At 33.3% G+C, this 19,629-nt stretch carries 18 protein-coding genes; 17 read left to right on the top strand and 1 reads right to left on the bottom strand.

Going from position 1 to position 19,629, the window contains the following annotated elements; translation table 11 throughout:
- Positions 1 to 249 precede the first annotated feature (249 nt).
- Entirely contained in the window at positions 250 to 489 is a 240-nt protein-coding gene (locus ACOX6R_RS01815; protein ID WP_433446638.1) for a glutaredoxin family protein, read from the bottom strand.
- A 114-nt stretch (positions 490 to 603) separates the two neighbouring features.
- Here ACOX6R_RS01815 and ACOX6R_RS01810 point away from each other — a divergent pair, with 114 nt between their 5' ends.
- The 17 genes from ACOX6R_RS01810 to ACOX6R_RS01730 all read left to right on the top strand — a co-directional run bounded on the left by ACOX6R_RS01810 (position 604) and on the right by ACOX6R_RS01730 (position 19,627).
- Positions 604 to 1,026, top strand: a complete 423-nt coding sequence (locus tag ACOX6R_RS01810) for a hypothetical protein (protein ID WP_433446637.1) — start codon at positions 604 to 606, stop codon at positions 1,024 to 1,026.
- The gene (locus tag ACOX6R_RS01805; protein WP_433446635.1) at positions 1,013 to 1,783 is read left to right on the top strand and encodes an alpha/beta fold hydrolase; all 771 of its coding nucleotides are present in this window, start codon (positions 1,013 to 1,015) and stop codon (positions 1,781 to 1,783) included. Before ACOX6R_RS01810 ends, ACOX6R_RS01805 begins: the two co-directional genes overlap by 14 nt.
- An 8-nt stretch (positions 1,784 to 1,791) precedes the next feature.
- Positions 1,792 to 3,327 carry a UDP-N-acetylmuramoyl-tripeptide--D-alanyl-D-alanine ligase gene (locus ACOX6R_RS01800; protein ID WP_433446633.1) on the top strand — a complete coding sequence of 512 codons (1,536 nt, stop codon included), beginning with the start codon at positions 1,792 to 1,794 and terminating at the stop codon, positions 3,325 to 3,327.
- A gap of 5 nt (positions 3,328 to 3,332) precedes the next feature.
- A complete protein-coding gene (locus ACOX6R_RS01795) occupies positions 3,333 to 4,505 on the top strand; it encodes a D-alanine--D-alanine ligase family protein (protein WP_433446631.1) in 1,173 nt (390 codons plus the stop codon).
- The gene (gene rnr / locus ACOX6R_RS01790) at positions 4,506 to 6,608 is read left to right on the top strand and encodes a ribonuclease R (RefSeq protein WP_433446629.1); all 2,103 of its coding nucleotides are present in this window, start codon (positions 4,506 to 4,508) and stop codon (positions 6,606 to 6,608) included.
- Positions 6,601 to 7,059, top strand: coding sequence for an SsrA-binding protein SmpB (gene smpB, locus ACOX6R_RS01785; protein WP_433446627.1), 459 nt, complete (start codon positions 6,601 to 6,603; stop codon positions 7,057 to 7,059). Before rnr ends, smpB begins: the two co-directional genes overlap by 8 nt.
- A gap of 139 nt (positions 7,060 to 7,198) precedes the next feature.
- The gene (locus ACOX6R_RS01780; protein ID WP_433446625.1) at positions 7,199 to 7,900 is read left to right on the top strand and encodes an ABC transporter ATP-binding protein; all 702 of its coding nucleotides are present in this window, start codon (positions 7,199 to 7,201) and stop codon (positions 7,898 to 7,900) included.
- Positions 7,901 to 7,907: 7 nt separating this feature from the next.
- Entirely contained in the window at positions 7,908 to 9,977 is a 2,070-nt protein-coding gene (locus tag ACOX6R_RS01775) for a hypothetical protein (protein ID WP_433446623.1), read from the top strand.
- A 267-nt stretch (positions 9,978 to 10,244) separates the two neighbouring features.
- A complete protein-coding gene (locus ACOX6R_RS01770; protein ID WP_433446621.1) occupies positions 10,245 to 11,882 on the top strand; it encodes an ABC transporter permease in 1,638 nt (545 codons plus the stop codon).
- 180 nt (positions 11,883 to 12,062) lie between these two features.
- Positions 12,063 to 12,983 (top strand): substrate-binding domain-containing protein, encoded by a 921-nt coding sequence (locus tag ACOX6R_RS01765; protein ID WP_433446619.1) that lies wholly within the window; start codon positions 12,063 to 12,065, stop codon positions 12,981 to 12,983.
- Positions 12,984 to 13,006: 23 nt separating this feature from the next.
- The gene (gene pstC / locus ACOX6R_RS01760) at positions 13,007 to 13,915 is read left to right on the top strand and encodes a phosphate ABC transporter permease subunit PstC (protein ID WP_433446617.1); all 909 of its coding nucleotides are present in this window, start codon (positions 13,007 to 13,009) and stop codon (positions 13,913 to 13,915) included.
- Positions 13,916 to 13,958: 43 nt separating this feature from the next.
- On the top strand, positions 13,959 to 14,789 hold the full coding sequence (gene pstA, locus ACOX6R_RS01755) for a phosphate ABC transporter permease PstA (RefSeq protein ID WP_433446615.1): 831 nt from the start codon (positions 13,959 to 13,961) through the stop codon (positions 14,787 to 14,789).
- Between the two features lie 2 nt (positions 14,790 to 14,791).
- Positions 14,792 to 15,547 (top strand): phosphate ABC transporter ATP-binding protein PstB, encoded by a 756-nt coding sequence (gene pstB, locus ACOX6R_RS01750; protein ID WP_433446613.1) that lies wholly within the window; start codon positions 14,792 to 14,794, stop codon positions 15,545 to 15,547.
- A 1-nt stretch (position 15,548) separates the two neighbouring features.
- The gene (phoU, locus tag ACOX6R_RS01745; RefSeq protein ID WP_433446611.1) at positions 15,549 to 16,178 is read left to right on the top strand and encodes a phosphate signaling complex protein PhoU; all 630 of its coding nucleotides are present in this window, start codon (positions 15,549 to 15,551) and stop codon (positions 16,176 to 16,178) included.
- A gap of 4 nt (positions 16,179 to 16,182) precedes the next feature.
- Complete coding sequence (locus ACOX6R_RS01740; RefSeq protein ID WP_433446609.1) at positions 16,183 to 16,863, top strand: response regulator transcription factor; 681 nt, start codon at positions 16,183 to 16,185, stop codon at positions 16,861 to 16,863.
- Complete coding sequence (locus ACOX6R_RS01735) at positions 16,863 to 18,578, top strand: sensor histidine kinase (RefSeq protein ID WP_433446607.1); 1,716 nt, start codon at positions 16,863 to 16,865, stop codon at positions 18,576 to 18,578. The genes ACOX6R_RS01740 and ACOX6R_RS01735 overlap by 1 nt, the downstream gene beginning before the upstream one ends.
- 113 nt (positions 18,579 to 18,691) lie before the next feature.
- Complete coding sequence (locus ACOX6R_RS01730; RefSeq protein ID WP_433446605.1) at positions 18,692 to 19,627, top strand: nitronate monooxygenase; 936 nt, start codon at positions 18,692 to 18,694, stop codon at positions 19,625 to 19,627.
- Positions 19,628 to 19,629 lie beyond the last annotated feature (2 nt).

The raw sequence follows: 19,629 nt of genomic DNA, 5'->3' as shown, positions 1-19,629 counted from the left end.
TTAAATAAAAATTTAATATGATAGATGCGTGAGTGGAAAAATATTTGTCAGTCAAAAGATATTGATGGTAAATAAGTTTTGTGAAAATTTAAGTACTTAGATATGATTCGTAAAATTTTTTAAATAATAAAGTTTTGTAAGAGTTAATAATAAAGTTTTTAATAGTTTTAAAAAATATAAATAAAAATTTAAATTTGAAATTTTAAGCAACAAAAAAGCTTGAGCGAACTCAAGCAATTTTATTATAATTTATTTTACATTTTCTTTTAGATATTTAATGATATCAAGTGATTCATAAAGTGGTTTGTCACTAATGAATAGACAAGGGACCTGTTTTTTGCCACCTTTCTCAACTAAATATTCTCTTGCATCTGCATCTTCGTCAATATTTTTTATTTCAACAGATGTGATATTTTCTTGTTCCATAAAGTGTTCAACTTTTTTACAAAACGGGCAATAAGTGCCAACGTATAATGTTAATTTTTCCATAAAGCACCTCCAATATTTTTTTACCCACTTATGTATTTATAAAACAAGTGCAATCCTTGTTATTTAAATACATACAATTATTTGGTATAATAGGAATGATTCGAGGTGATTTTTTTGGGATTATTCGATAATTTTGACGATAACATTACTGATCTTAAAGAAAATATTTCTTTTTTATCGCAAAAAGTTATAAGTGAGTCAAAAAAAATAAAAAAAATCGCAAAAGTTAAGTACGAGATTTTAAATGAAGAAAGAAAAATAGATGAGCTTTATTCTAAAGTTGGCGAACATTTTTACAAAAGCTACAAAGGTAGAGATGAATCAATTGATTTAGATGAAATTTTTAAAGAAATAGATAGACTTAAATCTAGAGTTTCATCTTTAAAGATGCACCTTGAATTGGAAGGTGGCGAAGAGAGCGGTCTTTATGTAGATAAAAGTTTCTCTAATGAAAATAATTTTTCAGATGATTATAAAAAAGAAGATGAAAGTTATAAAATAATTACTATTAAAGAAGATGAAGATGAATTTAGATAAGAAATTTGTAGAAATAAATGGAATAAAAACTGCATATATAAAAAGAGATGGCGGCGAAAAAATTTGTGTCATCTTGCATGGCTGGGGCGCATATATTGAAAGCATCACACCAATAATTAATTCTGTGTCAAGTGAGTATACAGTGTATGCTTATGATGCACCGGGATTTGGAGATAGTGATGATCCCAATTTTGTGATGGGCACATATGACTATTATGAATTTTTGCTCGCTTTCTTGGAAAAGTTTAATATTGATAAGGCAACTTTTATTGGACATTCATTTGGCGGCAAAACTCTTACAATCCTAGGTGCAAAGAATGACGAAAAAATTGAAAAATTAGTTTTAATAGATGCATCTGGAGTTCTTCCAAAGAGAAAGCTCAGTTACTATTTAAAAGTCTATTCTTTTAAAATTGCGAAGAAATTTTACTTACTTACCCACGGAAATGATGAAGAGAGCCTTAAGAAATTTTACAAAAAACATGGTTCTGACGATTATCAAAACGCCGATGGGATTATGCGCAAGTGTTTTGTAAAAGTTGTAAATGAGTCTACAGAAGAAGAGTTTCCTAAAATTAATGCTGAAACTCTTTTAATTTGGGGCGAAAATGACGACGCAACTCCAATGTATATGGCAGAAGTTTTTGAGAAGAAGATTAAAAATTCTGGCCTTGTAGTTTTAAAGGGAGCCGGTCACTATTCATACATTGATGACTTTGGAACATTTAATGCAGTTTTAAATTCGTTTTTAGATTAGGAGATATTATGTTAAAAGTTATAATACTAGATTTTTTAATTTTATGCTTTTTTATATATTATTCATATATAAGAAGCAATTATCCAATTCATATGCTTCAGCTTGAGGGATATGACAATGATGAGTATAAAAATTTTTTAAATGCAAATAAAAATAAGATTAATAAATTAGTCTACAAAAAAGAAGAAAATCAAAAAACTCCACTTGTGTGGACAGATAGAGCAAAGAGACTTTTGAAAAAACACAAACAAGTAAACTTTGTGTTTTTTGTTGTTGCTGTAATAATTTCTCTAATTATTTACAACATAAGTCAAAATGCTTTAGTTGCTGTTTTAGTATGCCTAGTTGCATCATTTTTAATTTATTTTTTTGAGGCAAGAGTTCTACTTATTTCAAATAAGCTTGCCCTTCCAAAAGAATTAGAAATAAACCAAGGATTTTTTGACTCTGCACAAAAGAAAATTAAAGATTATAAGAAAAATTACGGATTAAAAGTGTTGGGAATTACTGGATCTTTTGGAAAGACTTCAGTTAAATTTATATCTGATACCATACTTTCAGAAGCTTTAAAAGTTAAAAACACTCCATCATCTTTTAATACTCCAATGGGTCTTTCAAAAATAATCAACAATGAACTTGAACCAGATAGAGAAGTTTTTATAGCAGAACTTGGTGCAAAAGTGCCAGGAGAAATTCACGAAGTTAGCCAACTTGTGCAACCAGACATTGGAATAATAACTGCAATTGGCCCAACACATATGCATCTATTTAAATCAATAGAAAACATTCAAAGGACTAAGTACGAACTTATAGAGGATCTGCCACAAGATGGCATTGCAATTTTTAATTATGACAATGACTATGTAAAGCCACTTGCTGATAAGACTTTAAAAAAGACTTATAGATATGGAATGGAAAATATCGAAAAGCTTGACGTATACGCCGATGAAATTTCTGTTTCAGAAGAGGGATCTAAATTTAGATTAAATATTAAGGGCGAAGGAAATATAATGTGCCAGACAAAACTTTTAGGAAAGCACAATATTTCAAACCTTCTAGCATCAGCAGCGGCAGCTCATGTTTTGGGACTTAGCCTTGATGAAATTGCAAATGGAATTAAGAAGGTCGAGCCAGTTGAGCACAGACTAAGCCTTATGAACACAAACAACGGGACAATCGTAATCGACGATGCCTTTAACTCAAACCCAGTTGGATTTAGGGCGGCACTCGATGTTTTATGTGAATTTAAAGACCACAGAAAAATAATTATTACTCCAGGAATGGTTGAACTTGGAGATATAGAAGTAAAAGAAAATGAAAAAATAGGACATGAGATGGCAAAAGTCGTTGACTTTGCAATTCTAGTGGGCAAAAAGAGAACAGAACCAATATATAGAGGACTCATAGCCGAAGGATTTAATAAGGAAAATATTTTTCCAGTGAGTACTCTTACAGAGGCTACTGAAGTTTTAGCTCAAATTTCAAAATCTGGCGATGTAATATTATTTGAAAATGACCTGCCAGATAATTATAACGAGGAGTGAATATAATGGAAAATATTGGTGTGATTTTTGGAGGCAGATCTGTTGAGCACGAAGTTTCTGTAATAACAGGTATGCAAATTATTGAAAACATGGATAAAAGTAAATTCAATCCAATACCAATTTATATTACAAAAGAAGGAAAGTTTTTGACTGGTGAGTCTTTAAAGAACTTCAAAAGTTACAAGACAGGTGACTTTAAAGACGCAGCAGAAGTTTTCTTCAAACCAGAATATGGAAATCACAATTTATACTATATAAAGCACAATGATAAAAAACTTTTTCAAGCAGCATACGATGAAGTGGCAGTTTATGAAAAAATAGATTTAATATTTTTTGCACTTCACGGAACTTTTGGAGAAGACGGATGCACTCAAGGTTTATTTGAACTTATGGGAATGCCATACACTGGATGTGGCGTAATGAGTGCTGCTGTTGGAATGGACAAGGTTACAATGCGAAAAGTCTTTGAATCAGAAGATATTCCAATGACAAAGTATGAATATTTTTACAGAGATGAACTAAATAATTTAGAAAAAGTTGTTAAAAGATGTGAGAATTTAAAATTCCCACTTTTTGTAAAACCTGCAAACTTGGGCTCATCAATTGGAATTAATAAAGTTAAAGATGCCCTTGAACTTTCTAAAGCTCTTGAAGTTGCATCAAGCTACGACAGAAAAATAATTGTCGAAGAGGCTGTAGAAAATCCAAGAGAGATTAACATTGCAGTTCTCGGTTACGAAAATGATTTGACTCTTTCAGCTTGCGAAGAGCCAATTGGTTTTAAAGATTTATTAAAATACGAAGACAAGTATGTTGCTGGTTCAAAGGGCGCCAAGTCCAGTCAAAAGAATCAAGCAAAAAAACTTCCTGCAGAGCTAAGTGAGAGTCTTGATAAACAAATAAAAGATCTTGCACTAAAATCTTTTAAAGCAATCGACGGATGTGGAGTTGCAAGAATCGACTTTTTAGTTGATGGCGATAAAGCTTATGTAAATGAAATCAACACACTTCCTGGCTCAATTGCATTTTATTTATATGAAGTAAATGGATTAAATTTAAAAGATCTTATTACAAAGCTGATAGATTTGGGAAAAGAAAGAAGCAAAGATAAATTAGACAATATGTATTCAATAGATTCAAACCTATTTAACATGACAAGCTATGGAGCAAAGATTTAAATGATTAAAGAAAAGATTTTTAAAATTATCGAAGAATCGAAACCCCTTTCTAAAGATGACCTTATGAAGCATCTTGGAATAAAGAATAAAGAGAAAAAAGGATTTAAAAAAATATTAGATGAGATGGAAAATGAAGGTCTAATATTTTTAGATAAGAGAGAAAAGTACAAAGTAGTAGACAATAAGAAATATTTTTATGGAAAAGTTCAAACTACCTCTAAGGGATTTGGTTTTTTGATGAGTAAAGATCTTGACGAAGATATTTATATATCTAAAAACAATCTTTCAACAGCTCTAAATGGAGACGAAGTAATCGTAAAAAAATACGATGACAAGTCTGGCGATAGAGATGAGGGCAAAGTCGTCTCTGTTGTAAAAAGAGCTAACAACAAAGTAGTTGGAATTTTTGAAGACAAAAGGGACTTTGGATTTGTAATTGCAGATGAGAGTAAACTTGCAATGAATATCTACATTCCAAAGAAAAAAATTTATGGCGCAAGAAATGGTCAAAAAGTTGTAGTAAAAATAGAAAAGTGGCCAACTGGAACTAAAAAACCAGAGGGAAGGATAATAGAAGTCTTGGGTTATCCAACTGATCCCCATGTTGACATCATGTCTATTGCTGCTGCAATGGAGCTTCCAATGGACTTTTCAAAATCAGCAATGTCTGAGGCAAAACAAATTCCACAAGAAGTAAGAGAAGAAGATTTGGAATACAGGAAGGACTTTAGAGATCTAACTACATTTACTATTGATGGTGCCGATTCAAAAGACTTTGACGATGCAGTATCACTTGAAGTTTTAGAAAACGGCGACTATAGACTTGGAGTTCACATTGCAGATGTTGCTCACTATGTAGACGAAAATTCTGAAATTGAAAGAGAAGCTTACAAGAGGGGAAACTCCGTTTATCTATTAAATAAAGTAATACCGATGCTTCCTTTTGAACTTTCAAATGGAATTTGTTCGCTAAATGAAGGCGTCGATAGGCTAACTCTTTCCTGTATGATGAATGTAGATAAGACTGGCAAGGTAAAAAAATATGAAATCGTAGAGTCTGTAATTAATTCTAATAGAAGACTTGTCTACGAAGATGTGTCAGACTTTTTGGAAGATGGGAAAGTTTCTCCGTCAATCGAAGGACTTCAAGATATTCTATTAAATATGTACGAACTTTCTAAGACTCTTCAAAAAAGAAGAGAAGAAGGCGGTGCAATTGACTTTGATATTCCAGAGGTTGTAATTGAAGTAAATGAAGACGGATGGCCTACAGATATTTACAAAAAGGACAGAAGAAGTGCCAATAAATTAATTGAAGACTTTATGCTTCTTGCCAATGTGTGCGTTGCAAAGAGATACTTCTACAAGGAGATTCCATTTCTATATAGAGTTCACGAAAGACCTGAGAACGAAAAAATTTCCGAGTTAAATTCATATATTAGACCACTTGGTTATGCACTTAATTTCGACAAAGAAGTAAGTCCAATGGACATACAAAAACTTCTAAAAAAAGTTAAAGGCAAAAAGGAAGAGTTATTTATTTCGACTCTTACACTTCGTGCAATGCAAAAGGCAAAGTACTCAGCCTACCAAGATATTCACTTTGGGCTTTCATTTGAACATTACACACACTTTACTTCGCCAATTAGAAGATACTGCGACTTAACTGTTCATAGAATTATAAAAAAAGATATTGCATATAAACTTAGTCCTAAAACTCTTTTAAGACTCGAGACAGAACTTCCAGAGATTGCAGATCATATATCAGACACAGAAAAGAAAGCTCAAGATGCAGAAAGACAAGTTGAATCTGTAAAGATGGCAGAGTATATGTCTGAGCGAATTGGAGAAGAGTACGACGGATTTGTTTCAAGTATCACAAGTTTTGGAATGTTTGTAGAACTTCCAAACTTAGTCGAAGGACTTGTGAGCTACAAGAGCATGGACGGATATTTTGAATTCGATGTTGAGAATTACAAAGCAATTGATTACGAGACAAAGATTGAGTTTCACATTGGAGATGAAGTGAAGATTGAAGTCTCAAATGTCGATCTCAATATGGGAACAATTGATTTTAAATTAGTTGGTGATTTATATGAGTAAAAAAGTAGCGGATAATGTGCTTGCCAGAAATAAACAGGCAGGACACCTATACTTTATAGAAGATAGATATGAAGCTGGGATTGAGCTTGTGGGAACAGAAGTTAAATCAATAAGAGCAGGACAAGCGAATTTAAAAGATGCTTACTGCGACATTTCGAATGGAGAAATTTTTATTTTTAACATGCACGTAAGTCCTTATGAGCAAGGAAACAGAAATAATGTTGATCCAACTAGAAAGAGAAAACTTTTGATGCACAAGCAAGAGATAAGAAGGCTCGAGCAAGTAAAGACAACTGAAGGCTACACTATAATCCCGCTAAAATTATATTTAGTAAAGGGAAGAGTCAAAGTTGAAATCGCAAAGTGTAAAGGTAAAAAACTTTGGGACAAAAGAGAGACAATTAAAAGACGTGAGGAAGACAAAAGGATTCGCGAGTCTTTGAGATATTAAGTAACCACCTTAGGGTGGTTTTTTAATGCAAAAATTTATGTAATCTAAACTTAACTTAAATAATTTGTGTCAAAGTTTAGTTTAATTAAATAAGTTTTGTTATAATTGGTAAAAGGTATAAATGTAAAAGGTGATTAAATTGGCATTTATTGAAGTGAAAAATCTTTATAAAGTATATCAAGCAGGAGAGACATCTATAACTGCAAATGAAGATTTAAATTTTGAAATAGAAAAAAATGAATTTGCCGTGATTTTAGGCGCAAGTGGCGCGGGCAAATCAACTTTTTTAAATATTCTTGGCGGAATGGATAGGCCGACTAAGGGAAATCTATTTGTCGATGGAAAGGACATTTCGAAGTTAAGCGACAGAGAGCTTACTAATTATAGAAGATATGACATGGGATTTGTCTTTCAATTTTATAATTTGATTCCAAACTTAACTGCTCTTGAAAATGTAGAACTTGCCACGCAAATTGTCGAGCACGCAAAAGATCCAGAAGAAGTCTTAAAAGCCGTTGGGCTTAAGGACAGAATGAATAACTTCCCGTCGCAATTATCAGGCGGCGAGCAACAGAGAGTTTCCATTGCACGTGCTATTGCAAAGAGTCCAAAACTACTTCTTTGTGACGAGCCGACAGGTGCGCTAGATTATAATACTGGTAAGCAGATTTTAAAAATGTTACAAGATCTTACAAAGACGACTGATACGACAGTTGTTGTAATTACACACAACTCGGCAATTAAAAATAGTGCCGATAGGCTCATTGAGATGAGCGATGCTAAGATTAAGAATGTAAATATTAACAAAAATCCAAAGAACATTATGGAGATAGAATGGTAGGTGTGAAGTGAAAGCTTCAACAAAAGATATTACAAGAGAAATAAGAAATACAATTCACAAATTCATCTCGATTCTACTTATCGTTGCACTTGGAGTTTTTGTATTAGTGGGACTTATCTCAACTGGCCCAATTATGAGGGGTTCTTTAGAAGAAAAAATCAATACGCTAAATTATGCAGATATGATTGTCACATGCCCATCGGGGTTTGAAAATGAAGATATGTCCATAATTGAAGACCAAAGAGATATTAACGAGCTTGAGTATGGATATGACAAGGACATGTTCATTAAGGGAGAGGCTGTTGTAATTAAACTTCTAAATTACCCTTATGAAATTTCCATGCCAGAAATAGTAGAGGGAAGAAATTTAAAAAATAATGATGAAATTATTTTGGACTTTGAGATGAAAAAAGATCATCCAATAGGTTCTACAATTTCATTTGATAAAGATGATGATGAGAATGACAAAAATGATTTAGACAGATATGATTTTAAAGTTGTCGGCTATGCAAATAGCTTAGACCACATACAGACTGATGATAGAGGATATTCAGAGCGTGGATATGGGAAGATTTCGGGCTTTGGATATATTTTGCCAGATAATTTTAGTGGCAAGCCAACAATTGCAAAGTTAAATTTTGATGGACTCGATGATTACAAGACTTCTGACAAAGAATATAGAGAAATAATGAAGCAGAAGGAAAATGCGTTAAGAATTGACATGAAGTATCGCCCAATCGATAGACTATCTGCCATGAAAGCTGAGATAGCCGGTGAAATTGAAGAGGGCGAAGATAAAATTGATGACGCAGAGACTAAACTTGCTGATGCAAAGGATAAGCTTGTAAAGGGCCGCGAAGATTTAAACAAGGGCCGAGAGGATTATAAGGAAGGTTTAGACAAATATTATTCCGAAAAATCCAAGGGCGAGAAGGAAATTGCAAACTCAAGAGATAAACTTTACAAAGCAAAGAGAGACATCGACAAGGGCGAAGTCGAACTTGCCGATGGAGATAAAAAATTAAAAGAGGGAAAATCCAAGCTTTTAAAATCCAAAAGAGAAATTGACGATGGAGAAAGAAAATTAACAGAAGGTAAGGAAGAGTACCAAAGAGGCTTGGGTGAAGCTGAAGCTGGAGAAAAAGCTTTAGTACAAGGTGAAGAACAGCTTCGCGAAGGACGAAAGAAATTAGACGATGGTTGGGACAAAATTGACATTGCCAAGAGAAAACTTGACGATGGAATGAGGGAGTATCGAGACGGCAAAGAAAAATATCTAGACGGACTTAGACAGCTTGAGGATGGCAAAAGAAGAATAGCAAGTGAAATGAACATGAGCTATGAAGATGCCAAAGATGCCATAGGTGGTGCGAGCTTCGCCGTTAGAAAGGCCGAAGAGATTCTAAGAAATGCTCCAACTTTGGATGACAATAAAGATAAATTATTAGAAGATAAAAGAAATCTCGAAGATAATATTAGGGATCTTGATGCACAGATTAGTTCTTTAGAATTAAAGCCTGATAAAACTCCTGAAGATGAAGCCGCGTTAGCCGACTTAAAATCTAAGCGAAAAGACGCAAGCAAAAAACTTGATGGAGTAAATTTAGGACTAAAGGCAATTGATGACACTAAAAAAGCTCTCGATGAAATAAATTCTAAACTTCCCGATGGATTTAAAATTGCTGTAATAGAAGATGTTGCAAGAGTTAAAGCAAAAATAAATGAAGCGGAAGCCGGAATTAATAAAATAGAAAACTCTGAAAAAGAACTTGCAGCTGCAAAGGCAAAGCTCGACTCCTCAAAAGAGATGCTAAGGCAAGCAGAAGACCAATTAAATGAAGGAATAAGAGAAGCCGAAGCAGGCGAAAGAGAATACGCAAGAAATAAAAGTGAGCTTGAAGATAATAGAAGAAAAATTGAAGATGCAAAAAGACAGCTTGCCGATGCTAAAGATGAAATAAACTCGTCTGAGAGAAAATTAGAAGATGGCAAGAGAGAATATGAAAAGGGCGAGAGAGAATACGAAGAAAACTACGACAAATTCATGGACTCTAAGGCAAAACTTGAAAGAGGCTAGGGAGAATATGAATTAGGAGTAGAACAACTTCATAAAGGTGAAGATAGACTTGATGAAGAACTTGGCAAAGCAAGAAACACACTCGATGATGCTAAAAATAAACTTTACAAAGGCGAAAGAGATTTAGCAAAGGGAGAGAGTGAGTACAAGGATAAATCAGAAGATGCCAAAGTTGAAATTGAAAAGGCAAGAGAGGACATTAAGGACGGAAGGAGATACCTTTCATTAATTAAAGCTCCTCGCTATACAATAACTCCAAGACATTTAATGGGAGATATTAATGTCTATATAGATTATTCAGAAAGAGTTGACGGACTGTCTCTAATATTCCCGGTGTTCTTCTTTGCAATCACACTTCTCGTTTCCTTTACAACTATTACGCGAATGGTTGAAGATGAAAGAACTATTATTGGAACTTATAAGGCACTCGGCTATCCAAATAAAGAAATTGCAAAAAAATTCTTTATCTATGGAATGCTCGCATCGCTAATTGGTGGTGTGCTCGGGGCAGTTTCAGGATCCTACGTGCTTCCATATATTATAGGAAATGCCTATTCAACGAAGACTATTTTTGAACAGAACTTGTTGATAAAGATGTTCCCACTCAAGATGATTTTTGCCATAATAGTTGGATTTGTCTTTACTGCAGTTGCAGCAGCTTTATCAGTAAATAAAACTGTAAAAGAAAAAACTGCGGCGCTATTAAGACCAAAGCCACCGGCAAAGGGAAATAGAATTTTGCTTGAAAAAATTCCATTTATCTGGGATCACATGTCTTTTCTATCAAAAGTTACTGCAAGAAATTTATTCAGATCAAAGAAGAGAATGCTCATGACTATTTTGGGAGTACTTGGTTGCGCGGCTCTATTAGTACTTGGATTTGGAATTGCCGATGTTGTAAAAGATGTTGAGACTCTTCAATTTGACAACATAATTAAATACAATGTACAAGTTCTATACGACAGTGAGCTTTTCCCAGATGATTATGACAAGTACAGAGAAGAAATAGACAAAGAACATTATGACTATACAAGAGTTTATGATGAAATTTTTACAACAGAATATAAAGAAACAGATCAAGAGATAAATGTGCTTGTGCCTGATGACTTAAATAATTTTAGCAATTACTTCGCTGCAAAAGATACTTCAACTGGAGAAGTTTTAGATTTAAGTAAAAGAGGCGCAGTAGTATCTGAGAAGCTTGCAAAAATTAAAAAATTAAAAGTAGGCGACACTCTTAGAATTAAAGACGTCTATGGAAATGAATTTGACGTAGAAATTTCTGGAATATGTGAACTTTATCTTGGACACTTCATGGTCATGAACAAGGACTATTATGAGACTGTAACTGGATCTCGATTTGTTCCTAATACTGATTTATTTAAATTTAATAAAAACTTTGATATAGAAAAATTTGCACAAAACCACATTAAAAATAAATCGGTAATGAATGTGACAGACATGCACGATTCAAGAGTTCACTTAAATCAGTTCTTGTATTCAATAAAACAGGTTGAGCTTGTAATACTTGTTGTATCTACAATACTCGAACTCGTTGTACTTTACAATTTAACAAATATAAACATAGAAGAAAGAATAAGGGAAGTATCGACGATTAAGGTGCTTGGTTTCCAACCAAGAGAGGCGACAATATATATTTACAAAGAGACTTATATATTAGCAGCTATTGGTATAGCCGTTGGTCTTGCCGTCGGAAAGCTACTCCACTACACTGTAATTCAGATAGTTGTGCCGTACATGGCAATGCTTCCTGAACACTTGACATTTAGACCATTTTTATACTCAGCTATAATAACAGCTATTATAAATGTGGCGATGATGTTTATATTCCACTTTAAAATTAAAAAAATCAATCCACTTGATGCACTTAGCTCAGTGGAATAAGGAGAATCTGCCGCTAATGTGGCAGATTTTTTTAATGTATTTTAAAATTTACAATGTATATGGAGTCCTTAAAATATTTTACAAACTCTTTACATTTCCCGGCTTTTTAATTTACAAACAATTCTTATAATGAACATGAAATAAATTCAATATAATAATTATTTGAAAGGATGAAAGAGATTGGAAATTAAAAAATTTGGAAAACTAGGTATGATTATTGCTCTTGCAGCATCTCTTGTAGCTTGTGGCGGAAACAAACAAGCAAATGACAAACAAGCTAACGAAGGTGCTAACAACAAACCAGCTACAGAAGCATCAGCTGACCTTGGAACAATTAATGTTATCTCAAGAGAACAAGGTTCAGGTACAAGATCAGCATTCACAGAACTTACTGGCGTACTTGAAAAAGATGGAGACAACGAAGTTGACAACACTTACGAAGAAGCTTCAGTTCAATCATCAACAGATGCAGTTCTTACAACTGTTCAAAATGACGCTGAAAGTATTGGTTATATCTCACTAGGTTCTTTAAACGACACTGTTAAAGCACTTAAAGTTGACGGAGTAGAAGCTAATCCAGAAGATATTAAATCTGGAGACTACAAACTAGCAAGACCATTTAACATTGCATTTAAAGAAGATATCGATGAAAAAACAAACGACTTTATCAAATTCATTATGTCTGAACAAGGACAAAAAATTGTTGCTGATGAAGGATATATCGAAGAAGAAACTACTGAAACTTACGAACCAATCGACAACGATGCACACATTTCAATTGCAGGTTCAACATCAGTTGCACCACTTATGGAAAAACTTGTAGAAGCATATAAAGCTCTTAACCCTAAATTTGACGCAGATATCCAAGCAAACGGATCATCAGCAGGTATGACAGCTGCAATCGAAGGAACAGCTCAAATCGGTATGGCTTCAAGAGAATTAAAAGATGAAGAAAAATCAGAAGTTAAATCAATGGTAATCGCAATCGATGGTATCGCAGTTATCGTAAACAAAGATAACGCAACAGAAGATGTAACTATGGAAAATCTAAAAGACATTTTCACTGGAAAAGTTACTGAATGGTCAGAAATCTCTAAATAATCTTGGATAAAAGGATGAAACAAATGGAAGACATCAATAAGGCGTCTGCCAGCAAAAACAACCAAGTCAAAGCATTTACTAAGGAAGAAGTATTTAAATATTTCTTCCTGCTTTGTTCTATACTGTCAATTTTCTTTTTGCTGCTAATATGCGTCTTTATTTTCAAAGATTCTTTTACATTCATATCTAAAGTTGGAGTAAAAGAATTTCTATTAAACGACAAATGGGCTCCAGCAAACAAACCACCAAGCTATGGTATTTTGCCAATGGTAATGGGTTCTGTAATAATTACAGTTCTATCATCAGTTGCAGCAGTTCCAATAGCAATAATGGTATCATGTTATCTTGCATTTGATTGCCCAAAAAGAATTTACAAAGTTTTAAAACCAGCACTTAACCTTATGACTGGAATACCTTCAATAGTTTATGGTTTCTTCGCACTAACTATTATAGTGCCAATAAACAAACAACTATTTGGCGGTACGGGAATGAATATGTTAACTGCATCGGAACTTCTATTAATTATGATTTTGCCAACAATAATATCAATGGCTGAATCCTCTCTTAGAACTGTACCAAAATCTTATTACCAAGGATCACTTTCACTTGGAGCAACTCACGATGAAACAATTACAAGAGTAATGGTTCCTACTGCAAAATCAGGAATTTTTGCAGGAATTATTCTTGGAATAGGTAGAGCAATTGGGGAGACAATGGCAGTAATTCTAGTTGCAGGTAACCAAACAAGACTTACATTTAATATTTTAAAGGGAATGAGAACTATGACAACAAACATAGTTTTGGAAATGGCTTATGCAGCAGGAGATCACAGACAAGCTCTTATAGCTACAGCGGCAGTTCTATTTATCTTCATTCTAATAATAAATATTGGATTCTTTGTTATGAAGAGAAGGAGTGATCAAAATAGCTAAGCTAATTACAATAGGAATTTTAATATTTTTTATAGCAGCTATCTTGTTTTTAAAATTTGTTAAAAAAGTTTCCTTTTATAGAATTTTTACAAGACTCTTTAGTGCATCTACTTTTATAATCCTTGTATTTATAGTAGCCTTCGTAGTTGCCAAGGGAATATTTAACTTTAGCCCCGAAATGCTTTCTATGAACTACACTACAGAGAATGTGTCCATGGGACCAGCAATTGTTACAACTCTTATAACTGTAGCTCTATCAATTTTGTTTGCGTCTCCAATTGGAATTTTCACAGCAATATTCTTAGTTGAATATACAGCTACAGAAAATAAATTAGTTCAAGGAATAAGACTTGCAACAGAAACTCTTGCAGGTATTCCATCAATTGTCTATGGACTTTTTGGGATGTTATTCTTTGGAATTAAATTAAAAATGGGCTTCTCAGTTATATCTGGTGTTTTAACTGTATCAATCATGATACTTCCAATTATAATGAGAGCAACAGAAGAGGCACTTAAGTCAATTCATCCTTCTATTAGACAAGGATCTTTTGCACTAGGAGCTGGAAAGCTTAGAACAATTTTTAGAGTAGTACTTCCAATTGCAATACCTGGGATTTTATCAGGAATAATTTTATCAATTGGTCGTGTAGTTGGTGAAACAGCTGCACTAATGTACACTTTGGGAACGGCGACATCACTACCAACATCATTATCATCTTCTTCAAGAACTTTGGCACTTCACATGTATGTGCTTTCTTCAGAAGGTCTTCATGTTGGCGAGGCATATGCAACAGGAATGGTGCTATTAGTTTTAGTATTAATAATTAATTATGCATCTACAAAACTTGCGGAAAAACTTTCGGAGGTAAAATAATTTTGGAAGAAAAAATGAAGGTGGAAAATCTCGATCTATATTACGGAGATTTTCAAGCTTTACACAATATAAATTTAAATATATTTAAAAACGAAATACTTTCCTTTATAGGGCCAAGTGGCTGTGGAAAGTCAACATTATTAAAGTGTTTAAATAGAATGAACGATTTAGTAGTGGGTTGTAAAATTGATGGAAAAATAACTCTTGATGGAGAAGATATTTACGCCAAAAATTATGATGTAAATAAACTTAGAAAGAGAGTTGGAATGGTATTTCAACAACCAAATCCATTCCCAATGAGCATCTATGAAAATATTGCTTATGGACCAAAGACTCATGGTATAAAAAATAAAGCTAAGCTTGATGAAATTGTAGAAAATTCACTTAAGCAAGCTGCAATATGGGAAGAAGTTAAAGATGATCTTAAAAAATCAGCTCTATCTCTTTCAGGTGGACAACAACAAAGACTTTGTATCGCAAGAGCTCTTGCAGTTAATCCAGAAATAATATTAATGGATGAGCCGACTTCTGCTCTTGACCCAATTTCAACTGGTAAAATAGAGGAACTTACAGAACAATTAAAAGACGAATATACTATCGTAATCGTAACTCATAACATGCAACAAGCCACTAGAATATCTGATAAAACTGCTTTCTTCTTAAACGGTGTAATTGTAGAATATGACGAAACTATAAATATTTTCACAAACCCTAAGGAAGAAAAGACAGAACTTTATGTTACAGGAAGGTTTGGTTGATATGAGAAAGAGATTCGATGAAGATTTAAAATATCTTAATAATTTACTTTTAGAAATGGCTATGCTTAACGAAAATGCAATTAAAAAAGCCATTTCGCTTTTAGATAAAAAAGATCCACAAGTTGCACAAGAAGTATTAAAGTTCGAAGAAAAAATCGACGTTTATGAAGAAATAATTCAAAAACATTGCCTAAAACTTTTTGTTGAACAGCAACCAGCTGCTGGAGATCTTAGAAGAATTTCTGCGGCACTTAAGATGATTACTGACATGGAAAGAATTGGCGATAACTCAAGAGACATTGCTGAAATCTGCATGATTCTTCCAGATAATTATGGACAAAACAAATTTCCTCTAATTAAAAAAATGGCAGATTCTACAATAGAAATAGTAAACAATGCAATTAATTCCTTTGTCAATAGAGATATTGAATCTGCTATGCAGATTGAAAAAGAAGATGATGTTGTAGATAATTATTTTGTGATGATAAGAGACGAGATAATTGATATAATAAAATCAGATTTCGACCCCGAAGCTGCAATTGATTTTTTAATGATTGCAAAATATTTAGAAAGGATTGCCGATCACGCTGTAAATATTTCAAACTGGGTAATTTTTTCAATAAAAGGATGATTGTATGTTAATTTATGTTGTAGAAGATGATCTTTCGATCTTAAAACTAATTGAATATTCTCTTGCCAGTAAAGGCTACGAGGTAAAGTGCTTTGAAAATGGCGAGGATTTTTTCAAAGAGAATATGGAGAAGCCTGCTGATTTAGTTCTTTTGGATATCATGCTTCCAGATATTGATGGAATTGAAATTCTAAAGAGAATTAAAGAAAATCCTCAGACTAAAAAGACTGGGGTTATTATGATTACTGCCAAGACAACAGAGTATGATATTATATCAGCACTTGATCTTGGAGCAGATGATTATATCAAAAAGCCCTTTTCTGTAATGGAACTTATCTCAAGAGTAGGTGCCATTGCAAGAAGAATTGAGTCAGAGGGAAGTAAAGAAAATTTACTTGAATTTAACGGAATAGTCATAGACGATTTAAAAAGAATTGTTACAATTGACGGCGAGCAAGTTAGTTTTACTTTTAAAGAGTATGAACTTTTAAAATATTTAGTTTTAAACAAAGACATTGTAATTTCTCGTGAGAAGCTTTTAACTTATATTTGGGGATATGATTATGAAGGCGAAACGAGAACTGTGGACATGCACATTAAGCTTTTAAGAGATAAATTAAAAGAAAAGAGAAAGTATATAAAAACTATAAGAGGCGTAGGTTATATGCTATCTAGCAAAGAGTAATGAGAAAAAATTTTAATAAATATTTACTTGGAATTTCTTTTTTAGTTCTCTTTCTTTCAACTATTGCCTCAATGTTTGTGTATTATTCTGTATACGTAACAAGGTCAAATGAAGACTTAGATGATATGCTCTTTTCCATTGAGAAGACTTTGGACAAGTATGGAGAAGACATTGATCTACTTGAAAAAATTTCAAAGGGTCGAAAAGATGTTAGGATCACTCTCATTAAAGGCAGCGGTGAAGTTATTTTTGACAGCTCACAAAATGCAAAATTTTTGCCAACTCATGCCGATAGACCAGAGGTAATTAAGGCAAAGGAAACAGGATTTGCACAAGTAGTTAGATACTCAACAACTTTATCTAAGGATTTATATTATGTATCGAGAGAACTAGATAATGGAGATGTAATTAGAATTGCCAGAGAAATGGACAATTTAGTTGGTGCATTTATTAAAGTTTTACCAATTGATTTAATTCTCACACTTCTTATATTTCTAATTGGATCTGTAATATCTCGTAAGGTCACTAAAAAAACTTTCGCGCCTTTAAATAATCTTGACGAAGATCTTACAAATATAGATGTTCTAAAATTTCCAGAACTAAGTCCTTTCATAACGAAAATAAATAAACAAAACAATGTCATAAAAGATAATTTAAAGGAATTAAAAAGAGAGAAGGACACGATTCAAACAATTCTAAGAAATATGAAAGAAGCTTTGATAATAATTGATGAAAATAAAAATCTGCTATCTGTAAACAATTCTGCCGAAAAATTATTTGATGCCAAGAGAAACTTCATTGGCGAAAGTATTTTGAATTTAATAAGAGATGAAGAGCTTATAAATTTAATTGAAAAGGCACTACGTGGTGACAGCAGAGAGACAATTTCTGATATCAATGATAGAAAATTTAAAACTTACATCAATCCAGTTTTTGAAGACAAAAGAGTTAAGGGAGTTGTCCTTTTATTTATTGACGAGACAGAAGAGATAAGGGCTCTTAAGATGCGTGAAGAGTTTTCTTCTAACGTAAGTCACGAATTAAAGACTCCACTGACATCAATTTGCGGATTTTCTGAACTTCTCGTAAACGATATGGTCGACGATGAGAACAAACAAGAATTCTACAAATTAATTTACAACGACTCCAAGAGGCTTCTTACTCTTATTGAGGACATAATGAAGATTTCTGAACTTGACAGCGACGTAAGCTTTACAAGGGAAGAGATAGATTTAAATAAACTCATGAGAGATTTGATAAAAGCTAACGAAAGTCTTGTAGAAGAGAAAAATATTTCTGTAACTCTTACAGGCGATGGCACAATAATTGAAAACAAGACCATGATGTGGGAATTATTTGGCAATATTATTAACAACGGAATTAAGTATAATAGAGACAAAGGATCCCTTTCAATTAATATAGAAGACCACGAAAAAACTGTTGTCGTTGAGATAAGAGATACGGGAATTGGTATTTCAAATAACGACTTAAATAGAATTTTCGAAAGATTTTATAGAGTTGACAAGTCGCGCTCAAGAAAAATTGGAGGAACAGGCCTTGGGCTTTCAATTGTAAAACACATCATGCAGTCAATTGATGGTAAGCTAGAAATTAGTTCTAAGATTGATATTGGAACTAGATTTAGAATAACTCTAAAAAAAGATAGAGTTGAAGAAAAAGAAAAAGATAAAGACAAAGATACAAAAACTTCATGATAAAAGTGTGGGTCCACCTCAGGGTGGACTTTTTTATATTCAGAGTTTTGAGTCTGCGAGAAAGTTATTGGGTATAAAATATAAAAATGTAGACTAATTTGGGGGAGAAAATTATGAACATTCAAGAGTTATTAAACATAGAGTATCCAATACTGCAGGGCGCGATGGCAAATATTTCAACATCTGAGATTGCCTCAGCAGTTTCAAACGCAGGTGGACTTGGCATGATTGCAACTGGTGGTTTTACACCAGAAGAGGTGCGTAGGGAAATACGCAAGATGAGAGAGCTTACAGATAAACCATTTGGTGTAAATGTTGTTATAATGCATAGCGATGTAGAAGAACTAAAAGAATTAGTTGTAGAAGAGAAAGTTAAAATTGTAACTTGTGGTGCGGGAAACCCAGCTCCTTATATTGGATATTGGAAAGAAAATGGTATAAAAGTCATTCCAATTATTGCAAATAAGAAGATGGCAATGAAGGTTGAGAGTCTCGGTGCAGATGCCTGTGTTTTTGAAGGGGCAGAAGCTGGAGGACACATTGGAAAGTTAAATACTTTTGCAGCTCTTCCAGAAATAGTTGGTTCAGTAAACATCCCAGTTGTAGCAGCAGGTGGCGTTTACACAGCAAGACAAATTTTTGCTGCAGAAATTTTGGGAGCAAGCGGAGTGCAAATGGGAACAAGATTTTTGGTAGCAGAAGAGACTCCAGTTCACGAAAACTTCAAAAAAGCTTTAATAGATGCAACTGATAGAGACACAATTGTAACAGGAATAACTGGACCGCATCCAGTTAGATGCTTAAAAAATAGTCTTACAGATAAACTACTTGAGCTTGAACTAAAAGGAGCAGGAGTAGAAGAATTTGAAAAATATGCCGTTGGATCTACATTAAAAGCCGTAAAAGATGGAGACAGCGACTGGGGCTCAATAATGGCAGGAGAAGGCTTGGAGTACTTGACAGAGATTGAAAGTGCAAAAGATATTATAGAAAACATCATGAAGGAGTATGACGAGCTTACAGATTTTTGGTGTAGAAATGGAAATTAATT

Source organism: Peptoniphilus sp. (genome assembly GCF_050943655.1).
Classification (GTDB): domain Bacteria; phylum Bacillota; class Clostridia; order Tissierellales; family Peptoniphilaceae; genus Peptoniphilus_A.
The sequence above is the reverse complement of the archived record's forward strand: the minus strand, read 5'-3'. Positions and strand labels throughout refer to the sequence as shown.

Coding starts and splice junctions, on each gene's coding strand:
- ACOX6R_RS01815 (WP_433446638.1), bottom strand. CDS start 489: ATGGAAAAATTAACATTATACGTTGGCACTTATTGCCCGTTTTGTAAA.
- ACOX6R_RS01805 (WP_433446635.1), top strand. CDS start 1,013: ATGAATTTAGATAAGAAATTTGTAGAAATAAATGGAATAAAAACTGCA.
- ACOX6R_RS01800 (WP_433446633.1), top strand. CDS start 1,792: ATGTTAAAAGTTATAATACTAGATTTTTTAATTTTATGCTTTTTTATA.
- ACOX6R_RS01795 (WP_433446631.1), top strand. CDS start 3,333: ATGGAAAATATTGGTGTGATTTTTGGAGGCAGATCTGTTGAGCACGAA.
- rnr (WP_433446629.1), top strand. CDS start 4,506: ATGATTAAAGAAAAGATTTTTAAAATTATCGAAGAATCGAAACCCCTT.
- smpB (WP_433446627.1), top strand. CDS start 6,601: ATGAGTAAAAAAGTAGCGGATAATGTGCTTGCCAGAAATAAACAGGCA.
- ACOX6R_RS01770 (WP_433446621.1), top strand. CDS start 10,245: ATGGGAGATATTAATGTCTATATAGATTATTCAGAAAGAGTTGACGGA.
- pstC (WP_433446617.1), top strand. CDS start 13,007: ATGGAAGACATCAATAAGGCGTCTGCCAGCAAAAACAACCAAGTCAAA.
- phoU (WP_433446611.1), top strand. CDS start 15,549: ATGAGAAAGAGATTCGATGAAGATTTAAAATATCTTAATAATTTACTT.
- ACOX6R_RS01740 (WP_433446609.1), top strand. CDS start 16,183: ATGTTAATTTATGTTGTAGAAGATGATCTTTCGATCTTAAAACTAATT.
- ACOX6R_RS01735 (WP_433446607.1), top strand. CDS start 16,863: ATGAGAAAAAATTTTAATAAATATTTACTTGGAATTTCTTTTTTAGTT.
- ACOX6R_RS01730 (WP_433446605.1), top strand. CDS start 18,692: ATGAACATTCAAGAGTTATTAAACATAGAGTATCCAATACTGCAGGGC.